Source organism: Streptomyces sp. NBC_01445 (assembly GCF_035918235.1).
Taxonomy (GTDB): Bacteria; Actinomycetota; Actinomycetes; order Streptomycetales; family Streptomycetaceae; genus Streptomyces.
On the sequence record NZ_CP109485.1, the window covers coordinates 2,128,971 to 2,144,644 of the forward strand.

The window sequence follows — 15,674 nt, forward strand, 5'->3', positions numbered from 1 at the left end:
TGAACGGCGGGGCGGGGACAGTACAGGAAGTTCTGGTGTGCGGGAGGTGGCGTCTCAGGCCCGGGCTTCGCCGATGGCCGCGAGCATGGTGGCGGCTGCCCGGGTGACCTGGCCGTAGTCGCCGTCGGCGCGGGCGGCCTTGGTGACGGAGGAGCCGACGCCCACGGCGGTGACGCCGGCGTCGAACCACTGCTTCACGTTGTCCGGGGTGACCCCGCCCGCGGGCATGAGGGGCGCCTGGGGAAGAGGGGCCTTCACGGTGCGCACGTAGTCGGGGCCAAGGAACTCGGCAGGGAAGACCTTCACGATGTCGGCGCCTGCCTGCATGGTGTCGACGATCTCGGAGGGCGTGAAGGCGCCGCTGACCGAGACCGCCTGGTAGCGGTTGGCGGTCGCCAGCATCGCCGGGTTGAGGTTGGGGCTGACCAGGAGGTTGGCGCCGGCCGAGATGCAGCGGTGGGCGGCCTGCTCGTCCAGGACCGTGCCGGCGCCGATGACGATGCCGTCCTTGCGGTGGCGGTCGGCGAGACTGGTGATGACGTCCAGGGCACCCGGCACGGAGAGGGTGATCTCGAGGGCTCGGATGCCGCCTTCGATGGCGGCTTCGGAGACAGCGAGTGCCTCTTCGGCGGTGTCGAGGCGGACGATCAGGAGGGCCCCGGAACGGGTGATGGCGTCCAAGGCGTTAAACTTTGTTCCCATAGCGCAACACCGTAGAACATCGATTCACAAAGTGTCACGCGAGTGAGAGTGGAGTCACAGTGAGCGGCAATGGACCGCTGATCCCGGAACAGCGCCACCAGGAGCTCCTGCGCCTGCTGCGAGGCAGCGGCGTGCTGAGCATCCGGGAACTGACCGCCCGCCTGAACGTCTCCCACATGACGGTGCGCCGCGACATCGCGGCCCTGGAGGAGAGCGGCCAGGTCGTCTCGGTGCAGGGCGGCGTCCGCCTGGCCGACTGGACGGGCAACGCGCCGCCCCGGGAGCGGGCCACTCGCGCCGCACTGGAGGTGCCTCGCAAGCAGGTCATCGCGCAGGCCGCCGCCGGGCTGGTCGAGGACGGCACGGTCGTGTATCTGGACGCCGGCACGACCTGCCAGGAGGTCGTCCCGCTCCTCGCCGCCCGGACGAACCTGACGGTGGTCACCAATGACTTCCACGCCGCTCTCGCGCTGATGGCCCTGCCCTCGGTGCACACGATCCACACCGGCGGGGAGGCGGACGCGGACAGTGGCTCGAGCAGCGGCCCGCTCGCGGCCAGGACGATCGAGGACCTCAATATCGACCTGGCCTTCCTCAGCACCGGCACCTGGGACCTGTCCCATGGCGTGACCAGCCACTCCTCGGAGAAGGTGCTGCTGAAGCGGGCGGTCATGGCATCGGCCGCGTCGGTCGCCCTGCTCGCCGACAGTACGAAGTGGGGCGGCGTCGAGCGGTTCACGGTGACCCGCCTCGACGCACTCGACACGGTCGTCACGGACTCCGGCCTGCCGGCCGAGATCATCGACAGCATCGCCGAGCAGGGACCGAAGGTCCTTCGCACGGAGTGAGGGGCCCGGCGCCCTGCGCACGGACGCCTGGCGGAATCCCTCAACTCCCCTTCGCACCGGGCCACTTGGCGCCGTGGGCACCGCACTCCGGAACTCAGCAGGCCAGGTCGGCGACCAGCTTCTCGATCTCCGCGGCCGTCCGCTCGTCCGGATGACCGACCGTCATGCGCGCCGTACCCGCAGGCAGGCCGCGTGCGACCAGGGCGCGCTTGATGCGTCCGACGCTCGGGCCGAGCAGTGCGACGACGCGGTCCACACGCCCCTGGAGACGGGCGAGTTCACCGGCGCCGGCACCCGCGCGATGCGCCGCGGCGAGCTCCAGGAAGGGCTCCGGCAGCGCGCCGGAGCAGCCGGAGATCACGCCCGCGCCTCCCTCGTCGAGGACGGTGGTCAGCAGTGCGTCGTTCCCGGAGTAGACGGTGGAGTCGGCAGGCAGGGCGGCACGGTACGCGGCGACTTGGGTGGACGGCGATCCGCTGAGCTTGACGCCGGCGAACCCGCAGTCGGCCGCGAGCCGCCCGAACGGCTCGGGCCCGACCGTGATGCCGCTGCGCTCGGGGAACAGGTACGCATACAGATCCGTGTCGCCCGCGGCCTCGCGTACCCGGCGGAAGTGGTCCAGCAACTCGCCTTCATCGGCGGTGAAGTAGTACGGGGTGAGCGCGGCGATCCGGGTGGCACCGGCGGCGACGGCATCCCGCGTCAGGGCAACCGCGGTGTGCGTGTCGGCGGCGCCGGTGTGCGCCATCACCCCTTGGGACCCGGCCGTCTCGAGGGCCAGCTCGAGGAGCCGCCGCCGTTCGACGCGATCCAGGGCGGGGAACTCCCCGGTGGTGCCCGCGATCATCAGCCGGCCCGTGGTGGCGGCGGTGAAGCGGAACAACTCGCGGGCAGCGGGCATGTCCACCGCGCCGGTGGCGGTGAACGGGGTGGTGAGAGGGGTGATGACCGTGGACTGTACGGATGCAGAAGTGGACATACGAGGTGAATTCCTCCGGCACGACGCGGAAATTCTCAGGAAAGTCGTCAACGGTTAACCGTTGACGGTTGCCGATCGTACGCCCGAGGATGACCGGAGTCACGAGCCGCAGGGGTCACTGCCGACCCCGCTTCGCACCGGAGCGCACCATGCCCGTTCAGCCCGAACACCTCGTCAGCCTCTATCACTTGAACGACCTCGGCCCCGCGGAACTGCGCCGGCTCCTTCCCGGCCACCCGGATCTCCGCATCTCCGAGATCGGCCCCGACGAGGACCCGCTCGACCACCTCGAGACGCTCTCCACGGCCACGATCGTGCTCGCCCCGCTGGAGAAGGAACGTCGCGTCACCGCGGAGCTGATGGACGCGATGCCGCACTGCCGACTGATCCAGTCGGTGGCGGTGGGCTTCGACGGGGTCGACCACGTGGCGGCCGCCGAGCGCGGCATCCCGGTCGCCAACCTGCCCGGTTTCAACACCGACGCCGTCGCCGACTGGACCGTCGGTGCTCTCCTCTACCTGCTGCGCCCGTACGCCTTCGGCCACGCCAAGGTCGAGCGCGGCGAATGGGGCCCTGAGGGCGTCCGCGGCCACGACCTGTCCGCGCGCACGGTCGGCATCGCGGGTTTCGGCAACATCGGCCGCGCCGTCGCCCGTCGGCTCGACGCCTTCGGCGCCGAAGTCCTGGTCCACGACCCGTACCCGAGCGAACCGCACCGCGAGTACGTCGGCCTCGAAGAGCTGGCCGAGCGCTGCGACGTCCTCACCCTCCACATGCCCCTGAACGCAGCGACCCGCGGTGTCGTCGGGACCGACCTGCTGCGGCGCATGCCGCGCGGCTCGTACGTCCTTAACGCCGGCCGCGGTGGTGTGCTCGACGAGGCGGCCGTGGCCCGTGCCCTGGATTCAGGGCAGTTGGCGGGCGCGGCACTCGATGTGTTCGCCGAAGAGCCGCTGCCCGCCGACTCCCCGCTGCGCGGCCGCACGGACGTCCTGCTCAACCCGCACGCCGCAGGCGTGACCTACGAGGCGTACCGCAACCTGCGCGCCGGCGTGATCGAGAGCCTCGACCTGGTGCTCTCGGGCAAGGCCCCGCGTGCCGTCGTCAACGGCGTCGGTCCGGACGAGTCCCGCGGCTGAGTCCCTCGGCCGACCGCTCCGTTCCTGTACCCGCCCGTCCCCACAACCGCTAGGTGTCCAATGACGTCCACCCACCCCGGAACCCGGCACGCCGCCACCGGTCCTGACGCCCCCCAGGAAACCGCTCCCCGGCCCCGCGTCGGCCGCGTCCGCTTCGCCGTCCTCGGTCTGCTCTTCGTCGGCATCACCATCAACTACGTCGACCGGGCCACACTCAGCGTGGCGCTGCCGCACATCAGCGAGGACTTCCACATCTCCTCGACCATGTCCGGCCTGATCATGTCGGCCTTCTTCTGGACCTACGCGTTCGGCCAGATGCCGGGCGGCTGGCTCGCCGACCGCGTCGGGCCCCGCGTCTCCCTCTTCTTCGCGAGCCTGTGGTGGGGTGTGGCGACGGCGCTGATGGGAATCGCCCGCGGCACCGGCTCGCTCGTTGCTCTGCGCATGGTCCTCGGCCTCGGCGAGGCTCCTTCGTTCCCGTCCAGCGCCAAGGTCGTCGCGAAGTGGTTCCCGAAGGGCGAACGCAGCTTCGCCTCGGCAACGTTCAACAACGGCAACGCCGTCGGAGGCGCCCTCTCCATCCCTCTCGTCGCCCTGATCGTCGCCGGTATCGGCTGGCGGGCCGCGTTCTTCGTGGCCGGCGCGCTCGGTGTCCTGTGGGCGCTCGGCTGGTGGCTGTACTACCGCGACCCGGAGCGCCACGGACGGCTGAAGAAGCCGGAGTTCGACTACATCAAGGCCGGCCAGGACGCGGCCGACGCCCCCGAGCAGACCACGATCCGCTGGCGCGACCTGTTCCGCTTCCGCGTGATGTGGGCGATGATGCTCGGCTTCTTCTGCGTCAACTTCGTCGCCTACTTCTTCATCACCTGGTTCCCGTCGTACCTCGTGGAGACGTACCACCTGTCGACGCTCAAGTTCGGTTTCCTCGGCATGGTTCCAGGCCTGTCCTCGATGGTCGGTGGCTGGTGCGGCGGCCTTGTCTCCGACTGGCTGGTGCGGCGCGGCACCCCGGTCACCAAGGCCCGCAAGATCTGCCTCGTGGGCGGTCTGCTCGGCACCTCGGTCATCGCGCTCGCGGTCATCTCGCCGAGCGTCGGCATGGCATTGACCGCACTGTCCGTCTCGTACTTCTGCTCCACCTTCGCCGCGGCCAGCGTGTGGTCACTGCCCGGCGACGTGGCCCCGACCCCCGGCCACGTCGGCTCGATCGCGGGCATCCAGAACACGGCGGGCAACATCGCCGGCATCGTCTCCCCGCTGCTGCTCGGCGTGCTGATGGGTACCAACGGCTCCTTCACCGTGCCCCTCATGACGGCCGGCTGCGTGGCGCTGATCGGCGCGGCGACGTACGCGTTCCTGCTGCCGAAGGTGCAGCCACTGCGGCTGGACACGTCCCGGTCGGACTCGATGGCATAGTGGGTTTCCGTCAACCGTTGACGGTGTGACGGCACATGGGTGGACACCGTGCGCAGGCGCGGGGCAAGGAGGATCAGGCGTGGACCGGCTGGCAGTGGATCAGGTACGGCAGCTGCCGCTGGGCGAACGCGTGGCCGGCCAGTTGCGGGAACGGATCGTCAAAGGCGAACTCGAACCGGGCACACACCTGGTGGAGGGCGCTCTGGCCGACAGCTTCGACGTCAGCCGCGGCCCCATCCGTGACGCGTTGCGCATCCTCGAGTCCGAGGGTCTGGTGGAGTCCCGTCGACGTGGGGTGTTCGTGACCGGGCTCGACGAGGACGACATCGACGAGCTGTTCACGCTCCGCGAGTCCATGGAGCGGCTCGCGCTGACCCGTGCGATGGAGCGTGCCGACGGGCCCAGGGCGGCCGACCTCCTCGAAGCGCAGGTCGCGGTCATGGTGGAGGCGGCGGACAAGAAAGACCCCGCCGCCTTCGCGGAGGCCGACCTGCGGTTCCACACCTTGTTCTACGAACTCGCCCAGCACCGGCGCCTTTCGGCGGCGTGGGAGCAGCACCGGCCGGTGTTCACGGTCCTCCTGGACGTCACCAACACCCAGGACCGCGACCTGCGCCCGTCCGTCGAGTCCCATGCCGACCTGGTCCGCGCGTTCCGCTCAGGCGACGTGGAGCAGGCGGTCTCGCTGCTGAGCGAGCACATCCTGAGCGCCGGCAACCGGCTGAGGAACGCTGCGGGCCGCTCCGTGAGGTGATCGGCAGGACCGCCCCGATTGCCGCGCCCATCAGCAACCGCGCCAGAGCTGCGGGTGCCGACAAATCACCCTGTCGGTGCCCGAAACTCGGCCACCGCTGCTGACCTGGGCCCTGTGGTCGAGACCAGGCAGGGCGAGATCCTGAGGTATGGCTCTGCTACTGCTGTACCTGATCTTCCTAAAGGTCCTGGGGTGGATTGCGTTGCGGCGCGCGATCGGAGGCGTCGACGAACGCGGAGATTCTCGTACTGCGGCACCAACTCGCCGTCCTCCGCCGTCAAATCGCCCGACCACGGCTCTCATGGACGGACCGGGCGCTGAACGCCGGACTGGCGCGACTGCTGCCCAAGGCCCTGCGAGGGCACGTGTGCGTCACCCGGGCACGCGGCTGCGCTAGCACGCCGACCTGGTCAAGCGCCGCCGGACCTACAAGCACCACGGCCCCGGCCGTCCGCCGACCCGGCCCATCGTGCGGGAGCTGGTATTGAGAATGGCCGCAGAGAACCCACCTGGGGCTACCGCAGGATCGCGGGCGAACTGGTCGGCCTGGGCCGCCCGGCCGGAGCCTCCACGGTATGGGCGACCCTGAACAAGGCCGGGATCGACCCGGCACCCCGCCGCTCCAGCCCGACCTGGGCGGAGTTCCTGCGCAACAGGTGCCGCTGCAAGTCAGGCCCGGTGAAACCGTTCTGGAGCGCTTCGGGCGTCCCCGAATCGGGTCCGGGACGGAGACCCGCTGTCGGCCCCACGGGGGCTAACAACTGCTGCGGGATGCATAGTCGGATCTCAACGAACGTCTTCTTTCTCTGACGCTTGGGGTGCTCGTCCCGCCAGGCATCCAGGGCTTTTGCCTCCCATAGTAGGGAACGTCCGATCTTCTTAGGCTTGGGAAAGTCCGGGCTTTGGCGGTGGAGGTTGTAGAGGGTGCGCCAGGCGATTTCCAGCCGCTCGCAGGCTTCACCGCTGGTGGTAGTGCATAGTCAATGACTGGCTGGTGAGGGGGTGTTCAGGGTGAAGAAGTTCCAGCCGCAGCCGGGGTTTGTGGTGCAGGCGTTCCGTTTCGCCCTGGACCCGAATGCGACTCAGGAATCCGCGCTGCGGTCGCACTGCGGGGCTGCTCGGGTCGCGTACAACTGGGCTGTCGGCTGGGTGATGGCCTCGTGGTGGCAGCGGAAGGCGGAAGCCTCGTACTCGGTCGCCGAGGAGGAGCTGACGCCGTGGCGGCCGTGGTCGCTGCCCGCGCTGCGTAAGGAGTTCAACCAGGTCAAGCGCACCGATCCGCGCTATGTCGACTGGTGGCACGAGAACTCCAAGGAGGCGTACAGCACTGGCCTGGCCAACGCGGCTGCCGCGTTCGACAACTATACGAAGTCGAAGAACGGCCGCCGTAAGGGCGCCCGCATGGGTACGCCACGTTTCAAGTCCAAGCGCAAGGCCCGTCTTGCGTGCCGGTTCACCACCGGTAGCATCCGCGTGGCCGACGACCGTCATGTGACGCTGCCGGTGCTGGGAACCATCCGCACCCATGAGTCCACCGTCAAGCTTCTGGCCCGCGTGCAGGCCGGTATGGCACGCATCCTGTCCGCGACGGTGCGGCATGAGCGGGGCCGCTGGTTCGTGTCCTTCCAGATGGAGGTCAAGCGGGAGATCACCCGCGTGGCCCGTCCTGGTGTCGCCGTCGGTATCGACCTCGGGGTGAAGGTGCTCGCGGTGATGGCCGACAGTGCCGGGGAGATCGGTTACGTCGACAACCCCAAGCACTACGAGGGCGAACAAAAGCGGCTGCGGCGTCTGTCCCGTCGTGTGGCGCGCCGCCAGGGGCCGGCCGTGCACGACCCCGCGACCGGCAAGACCATCCGCCGGGAACCGTCGAAACGATGGGTCAAGGCGAACGCCGAACGCAACCGCGTGCACCACCGCGTGGCGAACCTCCGCGAAGACGCCCTGCACAAGCTCACCACCGCCGTGCGTGCCGAGTACGGCACCGTCGTGGTCGAAGACCTCAACGTCGCCGGGATGCTCCGCAACCGCCGTCTGGCACGGAAGATCGCCGATGCCGGATTCGGAGAGATCCGCCGTCAGCTCACCTACAAAGGCCGGCGCAACGCCTGCCCCACGGTCGTCGCCTCGCGCTGGTACCCGTCCTCGAAAACCTGCTCGTCGTGCAAGACAGTGAAAGCCAAACTGCCCCTGCACGTGCGAGTGTTCTCCTGCGACGCGTGCGGCCTGGTCATCGACCGGGACGAGAACGCCGCCCGCAACCTCGCCGACCTCGCATCGGCCGGCACAACCGGTACCGGAGTGGCCGGAGACCGGGGCACGCCCAGCGTGCCGAAACCGCGTGGAGCCGACCAGAAGACCCGCGTCAGCCGGGCCGGCCGCAAAGCTGACCCGGTGCGGGCAGGTGGCGCAAAACCGCCCCACAGGCGGAAGGAACCGCGAGACCTTCAACAGGACACCACCGCCCAGCTCGGGCTGTGGTGACACCGTTAAGGACCATCTGTGCGTAAACGCATGGATTGCTGAGATCTCACTATGACCTCAGCAACGGTCACACGGGCTCAGACCTGCGGCAGGGAGAAGGGGACGTGCCCGGTGGCGCGGCCGGTGACGTCGAGGAGCCGGCCCATGCGTTTACGTGAATGGAGGAACACGGTGCGGTCGCTGACCTTCAAGTTCGGGAAGCGTTCCGCCAGTTGTGCTTCGAAGGGGTCGATGGCGTGCAGGCCGCGGAGCCAGACCATCACGAGCAGGTTGTCGGAGCCGCTGACGGACACGGCCAGGCGGACTTCCTCCATCCGGGCCAGCGCGTTCCCCGTGCCTTCGATGTGGGTGTGAGGGACCGATGTGCGGTAGAGCACGACAGTGGATAGCCCGGCGAGGGGGTGGGCCAGGTCGCAGCGAAAGTTGATGTCTCTGTCGCGGATCATGCGCTGAAGCCGACGCCGGGCGGTGTGTTCGCTGATGCCTGCCGCGGCTCCGAGGTCGGTGTAGCCGAGGCGTCCGTCGCGGCCGAGGGCTTCCAGTATGGCGCGGTTGCCGGGCTGCGGCCGGTGGTGCATGTGGGCGCTGTACACGGTCCGGCGAGAGGTGCGCGGAGTGGAGAGTTCCGCGTGGCCGGCGGGCTCCATGGCCCGCATCCGCCAGTCGCCGCCCTCGCTGTACAGCGTGATCCCGAGGCGGGTTCGGGTGGACCGTACGCCGTCCAGACCACCGATCAGGCCGTGGACCGAGCGGCCGAGGGCGGGCAGGTCGGCGGCGGCTACGGACGCCAGGAGATCGAAGTCGCCCGTAGCCTCGTCGACGCTGAAGACCCAGGGCATGCCGGCCAGGGCGATGCTGACCGTTTCGAGCGCCCGCGGCCGGCACCGCACCTCGACGTAGGCGACGGTGGCCGACTTTGCCGCGTCGTACGCGGTGACCCAGGCCATGCCGTTCGCGCGCAGTCGCTCCCAGCGGCGAGCCGCTGTGGTCGCGTCGACGCCTAGTGCTCGGCCTATCCGGGACCACGGCGCCCTGGGAGCGGCCTGCAAAGCGTCGACGAGAGCCAGGTCCAGTTCGGAGAAGCGCACGTCCGCGCCCGCGTCGCGGAAATCGGGTGCTGCCGCTCTTCTCAGGATGCTTTCCTGCAATTCTCCAGGGACTTCGGTCACAGACCGGATCGTAGGGGCACTTCCGGCCGATGCCCAGCGTCGGCCTCGGCGATGAGGAGTGCCGCGTGTCTGCTGCGTCCCCGCAGTCCGCCCGGAGAACCGTCCGGATCACGATCGTCCTGCTGTTCACGGCCTGGCTGGTCGACTACGCCGACCGGCTCGTCATCAACCTGATCCTGCCTTCCGTCGGTGCCGAGTTCGACCTGAGCCGCGGGCAACAGGGCCTGATCGTCTCCGTGTTCTTCCTCGCCTATGCCCTGTGCCAGATACCCGGCGGGATGCTCACCGACCGCTACGGCGCGCAGCGGATCACGCTCTGGGCCCTGCTGGCGTGGTCCGTGTTCACCGCGCTGACCGGCTTCGCCTGGTCGTTCGCTGTTCTGCTCGTCATGCGGTTCGCGTTCGGCGCCGCCGAAGGCATCTTCCCGCCGGCCTCGATGAAGGTCCTCGTCGAGCGGACCACGCCGGAGGAACGGATGGGCGCCAACGGCCTGATCATGAGCTCCAACGCCCTGGCCGGTGTGCTCGTCCCGATCGTCGTCGCTCCCCTGGTCGCGGCCTTCGGCTGGCGCTCGGCGTTCTTCTCGACGGCGGCGCTCGGTGTCTTCGTTCTGGTCGCGATACGGATGTGGCTCCCTGCCCCGTTGGCGCGTACCGAGCCGGAGGCCAGCACCGCGGGGCGGCGCGCGGGCGGCGTTCTGCGGATGGGCGTGATCTGGCGCTTCAGCGCCATGATGTTCGGCTATAGCGTGATCGTCTGGGGCCTCAACACCTGGGTCCCGTCGTATGTCAGTGAGGAGTACGGGGTCCCGCTGGCCTCGGTCGGAGCCCTCGTGGCGATTCCGGCCCTCGCCGCGGCCGGCGCGATCGTCGTCGGCGGCCGGCTCTCGGACCGGTTCGGTGGCCATCACCGGAAGGTGATCGTGCCCGGCATGACGGTGACGGCCGCCGCGTTGCTCCTCATGACCCTCGCGACCTCGCTCACCGGCTTCGTCGTCTTCGCCACGCTCGCCTCGGTCGCCGCCTCCCTCTGCTACATGCCGATCTTCGCCGTCCCGCTGGGCGGACTGGCGGCCGAGGACGTCGGCGTGGGCAGCGCGGTGATCATCCTCGGCGGCCAGGTCGCCGGCATGGCCGCCCCGCCCGTCATCGGCGCGCTCGCCGACGCCTTCTCGTTCCGGGTCGCCTTCGCCTTCCTGATACTCGGCGCCGCCATCGCCACCGTGATGGCTCTCCTGACCCCGCAGGACGCCGCCTCCTTCCGGACCGCCGCCGGCGCGTCCGAACTGCCCGCGCCCGCAAAGGAGCACTCATGACCGCCACCTCTGTCGCAAGCCTGCTGTCCGGCTTCCCGGACGAGCTGCCGGGCCTGCTGGCCCTCTACGAGGACCTGCATGCCCACCCTGAGTTGTCCTTCCAGGAGTTCCGTACGGCCGGCGTCGTCGCCGACCGGCTGCGAGAGCAGGGCTGGAAGGTCACCGAGAGCGTCGGCGGCACGGGCGTCGTCGGGGTGCTGGTCAACGGCGAGGGACCGGTGGTCCTGCTGCGCGCAGACATGGACGGGCTCCCGGTCAAGGAGCGGACGGGACTGCCGTACGCCTCCCATGAGACCGCCGTCGACGGCGAGGGCAACGAAGTGCCCGTGATGCACGCCTGCGGCCACGACATGCACGTCACCTGTCTCCTCGGTGCGACCGGCCAACTCGCCGCCGCCCGTGCGCAGTGGCGCGGCACGGTCGTCGCCGTGTTCCAGCCCGCCGAGGAGATCGGCGGGGCACCGGCCATGATCGAGGACGGTTTCCTGGAACGCTTTCCCCGCGCCGACGTCTGCCTCGGCCAGCATGTCTCCCCGGCCCCCGTCGGCTTCGTCGGCACCCGCCCCGGGCCGGTGATGGCCGCCTCCGACAGCCTGCGTGTCCGCCTCTTCGGGCGCGGAGGACACGGGTCCGCGCCCGAGACCACCATCGACCCGATCGTCATGGCTGCCGCGGTCGTCATGCGGTTGCAGACGGTCGTCTCCCGGGAGGTGGGCGCGGCGCAGACCGCTGTCGTGACCGTCGGCTCGCTCCATGCGGGCACCAAGGAGAACATCATCCCGGACACTGCCGACCTGCGGATCAACGTGCGCTCCACGACTCCCTTGGTACGCAACCGGGTTCTGGCGGCCGTCGAACGGATCGTCCGCGCCGAGGCCGCAGCGTCCGGCGCCCCCAAGGACCCCGAGATCACCGGACTCAACTCCTTCCCCGTCACCGTCAACGACGACCGGGCCACCGGCACCGTGCTCGGCGCGATCGCCGAAGTCCTCGGCGGGGAACGGGTCCTCACCCTGCCCCAACCCCTCACGGGCAGCGAGGACTTCGGTGTCTTCGGTACGGCCCTCGGTGTCCCCTCGGTCTTCTGGCACTTCGGCGGCGCCGACCCCGCCCTCTTCCAGGACATCGACCCCGAAGCCCTGCTGACGGACGGTCTGCCGGACGCGATTCCCGCCAACCACTCCCCGCACTTCGCCCCTGTACCCGAGCCCACGATCCGGACCGGCGTGACGACCCTGCTCGCTGCGGCCGCCCCGTGGCTGGGCACCGAGGCCGACCACGCCGGGGACCACCAGGAGATGTGACGTGCCCCTTGGCCCGGACATCGCCGCTTTCCTGCGAAGTCCCGCCGCCGAGGCGACGGTCTGGATCAACACAGCCCTCAAACGGCTGATCGGCTGACGCCTCGCGGCACCGCCACGAGAGCGCCCCCTCCTCACTTCTCCTCATCCGAAAAGGACTTCCGAATGAACTCGGACACCCCCAGCACCGATCTCGCCTATCTCAGTGCCACCGAGGCGCGACGACTCTTCGACGCCCGAGACCTGTCCCCCGTGGAGCTGATGCGCGCGGTCATCCACCGCGCGGAGCAGACCGAGCCGGTCATCAACGCCTTCACCGAGCAGCTCTTCGACGAGGCACTGGAAGGGGCCCGGCACGCCGAGGGCCGCTTCCTCGGCAAGGGCGGACTGACGCCGCGCCCGCTGGAAGGCATCCCGGTCGCCACCAAGGAGAAGCACGCCATCGCCGGGCGTTCCCTCACGGAGGGCTCGCTCGTCAATGTCGGTAACACCGCGACCGAGAACGCCCCGGTGATCGACCGCATCCTGGACGCCGGCGGCATCATCCACGCCCGTACCGCCACTCCCGAGTTCTCCATCGCCACCTTCACCCACAGCCGCCTGTGGGGCGTCACGCGCAACCCGTGGAACCCCGAGCTGACCCCCGGCGGCTCGTCCGGCGGCGCGGGCGCCTCCCTCGCTGCCGGCACCGCGCTGCTCGCCTCCGCCTCCGACATCGGCGGCTCCACCCGCATCCCCGCCGCCTTCACGGGCACCGTCGGCTACAAGGCTCCCTACGGCCGGATTCCCGGCGTCGCACCGCTGTCCGCCGACCACTACCGCGGCGACGGCCCCATGGCTCGGACCGTGGACGACTGCGTCACCTTCACCAACGTCCTGACCGGCCCCGACCCGCGCGACCACGTGTCACTGCGCCCGAAGCTCGTTCTGCCGACCCAGTACGACGCGGTTGCGGGGATGCGCATCGCGCTGTGCGTCCGCCTGGGAGCGTACGACGTCCACCCGGAGGTCGAGGCCAACACCCGGGCGGTCGCCCGGGCCCTCACCGACGCGGGCGCAGTCGTCGAGGAGATCGAACTCCCGTGGACCAAGGACGACATCCTCATCAGCCTCGGGGCACACTTCTCCACCATCTTCGGCGCCCTCGTCTGCGAGATCGAAGCGAAGCACCGCGACCGGATGTCCGCGTACGCGGCAGCCTTCGCGGACACCATGGCCGTCGCCCGTGAGCGCGTCACCTACCTCGACGGCCTGCGCGTCGAGACCCGGCTGCAGCGCGAGCTGGGCGAGGCGATGGCCCCCTTCGACGCCCTGATCTGCCCGACCACCGCCGTCCCGGGCCTGCCCGCCGGAGACGACCTCCTGGGGCGCCTGGTGGTGGACGGCGAGGACCACGGTGAGCCCATGTGGGCACCGATGACCGTCCCCTTCAACATAAACAACCGCTGCCCCGTCCTCAACGTCCCCAGCGGCCACTCCAGTTGGGGCCTTCCCACGGGCCTCCAGATCGTCGGCCACACCTACGACGACCCGACCGTCTTCCGCATCGGCAAGGCCCTGGAACAGCTCCGCCCCTGGTCCTACACCCCGGACCACCGGCCGACCGCTCAGCCGGCAGCCTTCACACGCTGAGGAGCCGGTCCCGGAGAAGCTACGGTCGGCCACTCCGGGACCTGGGCCTTCGCCGTCGATGTCCCCGCCCTGGGTGCCCCGTACAGAACTGCCGTAGTGGCCGCTCAAAGCGGACAGCTTCTGACCTAGATGAGTAAAGCCGCGTCTCAAGGGATCTTGAGACGCGGCTGTCTACGAGGGGGGCCAGGGATCAGGAGCAGTGCCCCCGTCGCCCCCGCACCGCTCCTAGCACGGACTGGACGCCGTCATCGCATCCACCCTGCGAGGGTGCACGCCGGAGTAACACCCGGCATCGGGCCGAGCGGACCGCCCCGGGCAACGGCGAGCGCCACCGCCGGCCCGACCCCGAACGACAGCCCCCTGCACACGCACTCCCTCGCGGGAGGGAGTGCCGACCAAAGGGCGACGGGCCGCAGCACTACACAACAGGACGGGCGACAACGGGTGACGGAGGTCACCGACACGTTCCGGTAGATCTTGGAATGCGCGGGTCCCCCGCACTGCTGAGCCTTGTGGGCTTACCCCTGTCCAACATGCTCCAAGGTGGCGCCGGGCCAGGGCGCTCAGCGCGACAGACCACCTGGTCGGAGACCTTCCCGGTCCCATCCACACCCATCCGCTCATAGACCACTGTCTTCGAAAGGTCTCCTGCACCATGCCGCTGGCCCTGCTGGCCCTTGCTGTTGTCGCATTCGGCATCGGCACGACCGAATTCGCCACGATGGGGCTGCTGCCCCAGATCGCTGACGGCATCGACGTATCCGTGCCGCATGCCGGCAACCTCGTCTCGGCCTACGCGCTCGGTGTCGTCGTCGGCGCCCCCGTGCTGACGGGCATCGGCGCACGCGTTCCCCACAAGCGGCTGCTGCTGCTCCTGTCCGGACTGTTCGTGATCGGCAACATCGCGTCCGCGCTCGCTCCCAGCTTCGGACTGCTCTTCGCCGCGCGGTTTCTGGCAGGTCTGCCGCACGGAGCGCTGTTCGGTGTGGGCGCCGTCGTCGCTTCCCGGCTGGTCGCCCCCGAACGGGCCGCACGTGCCGTGTCGAAGATGTTCCTCGGGCTCACCATTGCGAACATCGTCGGAGTGCCGGCGAGTACGGCCCTCGGGCAGCACCTGGGCTGGCGGTCCGCCTACTGGGCAGTCGCCGTCATCGGCATCGTCGCCCTCGCCTCCCTGGCCCTCTTCGTTCCCCACCAGCCACGTGGCCGGCAGTCCGGTATCCGGCACGAGCTGCGGGCGATGGGCAACAGGCAGGTCGCGATCGGCCTGGCCACGGCTGTCGTCGGGTTCGGCGGGTTCTTCGCCGTCTACAGCTACCTGGTGCCCATGCTCACGAACGTGACGGGCATCTCCGACTCCTCCACCACGCTGGTCCTCGCGCTCTACGGCGTCGGCATGACGCTCGGCACGGTGCTCGCAGGCCCGCTCACGGACCGTGCCCTGAGGCCGACGCTGTACGCGGGGCTCGCTCTGCTGGCCGCGGCGCTGGTGACGTTCTATTTCACCGTCAACAGCACCGTGCCCGCGCTGGTGACGATCGCCTTCATCGGTGCCATGGGTTCTCTCATCACCACGCCCGTCCAGATGCTGCTCATGGCCAAGGCGCAGAACGCTCCGACGATGGCGGCCGCCTCCAACCACTCCGCATTCAACCTCGCCAACGCGGGCGGTGCCTGGCTCGGCGGCCTGGCCATCTCGGCGGGCTGGGGCTGGGCCTCGCCCAACTTGGTCGGGGCGGCTCTCGCCCTGGCCGGCCTGGGCCTCGCCTTCACGGGAGGCCTGATGGACCGGGGTACCCGACGCTCGGAGGTGGTCACCTCGTCCCGCGCGGAACACTCGACGGAAGCCGACGAGGTCACCGCGGCCCCGTGAAGGCATGCAGGCCGGCTGCCGTCGCCTTGGCGGCCGGCCCGAGCTGCGGAGCGGTGAC

At 69.6% G+C, this 15,674-nt stretch carries 12 protein-coding genes; 9 read left to right on the plus strand and 3 right to left on the minus strand.

Annotated features, from left to right (window positions below):
* Positions 1-54: 54 nt before the first annotated feature.
* Positions 55-702, minus strand: a complete 648-nt coding sequence (locus OG574_RS10015) for a bifunctional 4-hydroxy-2-oxoglutarate aldolase/2-dehydro-3-deoxy-phosphogluconate aldolase (protein ID WP_326772861.1) — start codon at positions 700-702, stop codon at positions 55-57.
* 59 nt (positions 703-761) lie between these two features.
* Here OG574_RS10015 and OG574_RS10020 point away from each other — a divergent pair, with 59 nt between their 5' ends.
* Complete coding sequence (locus OG574_RS10020; protein ID WP_326772862.1) at positions 762-1,550, plus strand: DeoR/GlpR family DNA-binding transcription regulator; 789 nt, start codon at positions 762-764, stop codon at positions 1,548-1,550.
* A gap of 94 nt (positions 1,551-1,644) precedes the next feature.
* On the opposite strand, the gene OG574_RS10025 is transcribed toward OG574_RS10020, so the two are convergent.
* Positions 1,645-2,529 (minus strand): dihydrodipicolinate synthase family protein, encoded by an 885-nt coding sequence (locus OG574_RS10025; protein ID WP_326772863.1) that lies wholly within the window; start codon positions 2,527-2,529, stop codon positions 1,645-1,647.
* Positions 2,530-2,678: 149 nt separating this feature from the next.
* On the opposite strand from OG574_RS10025, the gene OG574_RS10030 reads away from it, so the two are divergent.
* From OG574_RS10030 to tnpB, 4 genes are all read left to right on the plus strand, one after another.
* Positions 2,679-3,668 (plus strand): 2-hydroxyacid dehydrogenase, encoded by a 990-nt coding sequence (locus OG574_RS10030; RefSeq protein ID WP_326772864.1) that lies wholly within the window; start codon positions 2,679-2,681, stop codon positions 3,666-3,668.
* Between the two features lie 60 nt (positions 3,669-3,728).
* Entirely contained in the window at positions 3,729-5,087 is a 1,359-nt protein-coding gene (locus tag OG574_RS10035; protein ID WP_326772865.1) for an MFS transporter, read from the plus strand.
* Positions 5,088-5,166: 79 nt separating this feature from the next.
* Entirely contained in the window at positions 5,167-5,841 is a 675-nt protein-coding gene (locus OG574_RS10040) for a GntR family transcriptional regulator (RefSeq protein ID WP_326772866.1), read from the plus strand.
* Positions 5,842-6,852: 1,011 nt separating this feature from the next.
* Positions 6,853-8,325 (plus strand): IS607 family element RNA-guided endonuclease TnpB, encoded by a 1,473-nt coding sequence (gene tnpB / locus OG574_RS10045; protein WP_326772867.1) that lies wholly within the window; start codon positions 6,853-6,855, stop codon positions 8,323-8,325.
* A gap of 77 nt (positions 8,326-8,402) precedes the next feature.
* Here the strand turns inward: tnpB and OG574_RS10050 are convergent, their stop codons facing one another.
* Positions 8,403-9,494 carry an Lrp/AsnC family transcriptional regulator gene (locus tag OG574_RS10050; RefSeq protein ID WP_326772868.1) on the minus strand — a complete coding sequence of 364 codons (1,092 nt, stop codon included), beginning with the start codon at positions 9,492-9,494 and terminating at the stop codon, positions 8,403-8,405.
* A gap of 65 nt (positions 9,495-9,559) precedes the next feature.
* On the opposite strand from OG574_RS10050, the gene OG574_RS10055 reads away from it, so the two are divergent.
* The 4 genes from OG574_RS10055 to OG574_RS10070 all read left to right on the plus strand — a co-directional run bounded on the left by OG574_RS10055 (position 9,560) and on the right by OG574_RS10070 (position 15,616).
* Positions 9,560-10,810: an MFS transporter gene (locus OG574_RS10055; RefSeq protein ID WP_326772869.1), complete on the plus strand. Its 1,251-nt coding sequence runs from the start codon at positions 9,560-9,562 to the stop codon at positions 10,808-10,810.
* A complete protein-coding gene (locus tag OG574_RS10060; RefSeq protein WP_326772870.1) occupies positions 10,807-12,114 on the plus strand; it encodes an amidohydrolase in 1,308 nt (435 codons plus the stop codon). Before OG574_RS10055 ends, OG574_RS10060 begins: the two co-directional genes overlap by 4 nt.
* A gap of 162 nt (positions 12,115-12,276) precedes the next feature.
* The gene (locus tag OG574_RS10065) at positions 12,277-13,743 is read left to right on the plus strand and encodes an amidase (RefSeq protein WP_326772871.1); all 1,467 of its coding nucleotides are present in this window, start codon (positions 12,277-12,279) and stop codon (positions 13,741-13,743) included.
* A gap of 655 nt (positions 13,744-14,398) precedes the next feature.
* Positions 14,399-15,616 carry an MFS transporter gene (locus tag OG574_RS10070; protein WP_326772872.1) on the plus strand — a complete coding sequence of 406 codons (1,218 nt, stop codon included), beginning with the start codon at positions 14,399-14,401 and terminating at the stop codon, positions 15,614-15,616.
* Positions 15,617-15,674 lie beyond the last annotated feature (58 nt).

What these genes read in the sequence shown, in the direction of transcription:
- OG574_RS10035 (WP_326772865.1), top strand. Translation starts at nt 3,729, where the DNA reads ATGACGTCCACCCACCCCGGAACCCGGCACGCCGCCACCGGTCCTGAC.
- OG574_RS10030 (WP_326772864.1), top strand. Translation starts at nt 2,679, where the DNA reads ATGCCCGTTCAGCCCGAACACCTCGTCAGCCTCTATCACTTGAACGAC.
- OG574_RS10065 (WP_326772871.1), top strand. Translation starts at nt 12,277, where the DNA reads ATGAACTCGGACACCCCCAGCACCGATCTCGCCTATCTCAGTGCCACC.
- OG574_RS10025 (WP_326772863.1), bottom strand. Translation starts at nt 2,529, where the DNA reads ATGTCCACTTCTGCATCCGTACAGTCCACGGTCATCACCCCTCTCACC.
- OG574_RS10070 (WP_326772872.1), top strand. Translation starts at nt 14,399, where the DNA reads ATGCCGCTGGCCCTGCTGGCCCTTGCTGTTGTCGCATTCGGCATCGGC.
- OG574_RS10015 (WP_326772861.1), bottom strand. Translation starts at nt 702, where the DNA reads ATGGGAACAAAGTTTAACGCCTTGGACGCCATCACCCGTTCCGGGGCC.
- OG574_RS10060 (WP_326772870.1), top strand. Translation starts at nt 10,807, where the DNA reads ATGACCGCCACCTCTGTCGCAAGCCTGCTGTCCGGCTTCCCGGACGAG.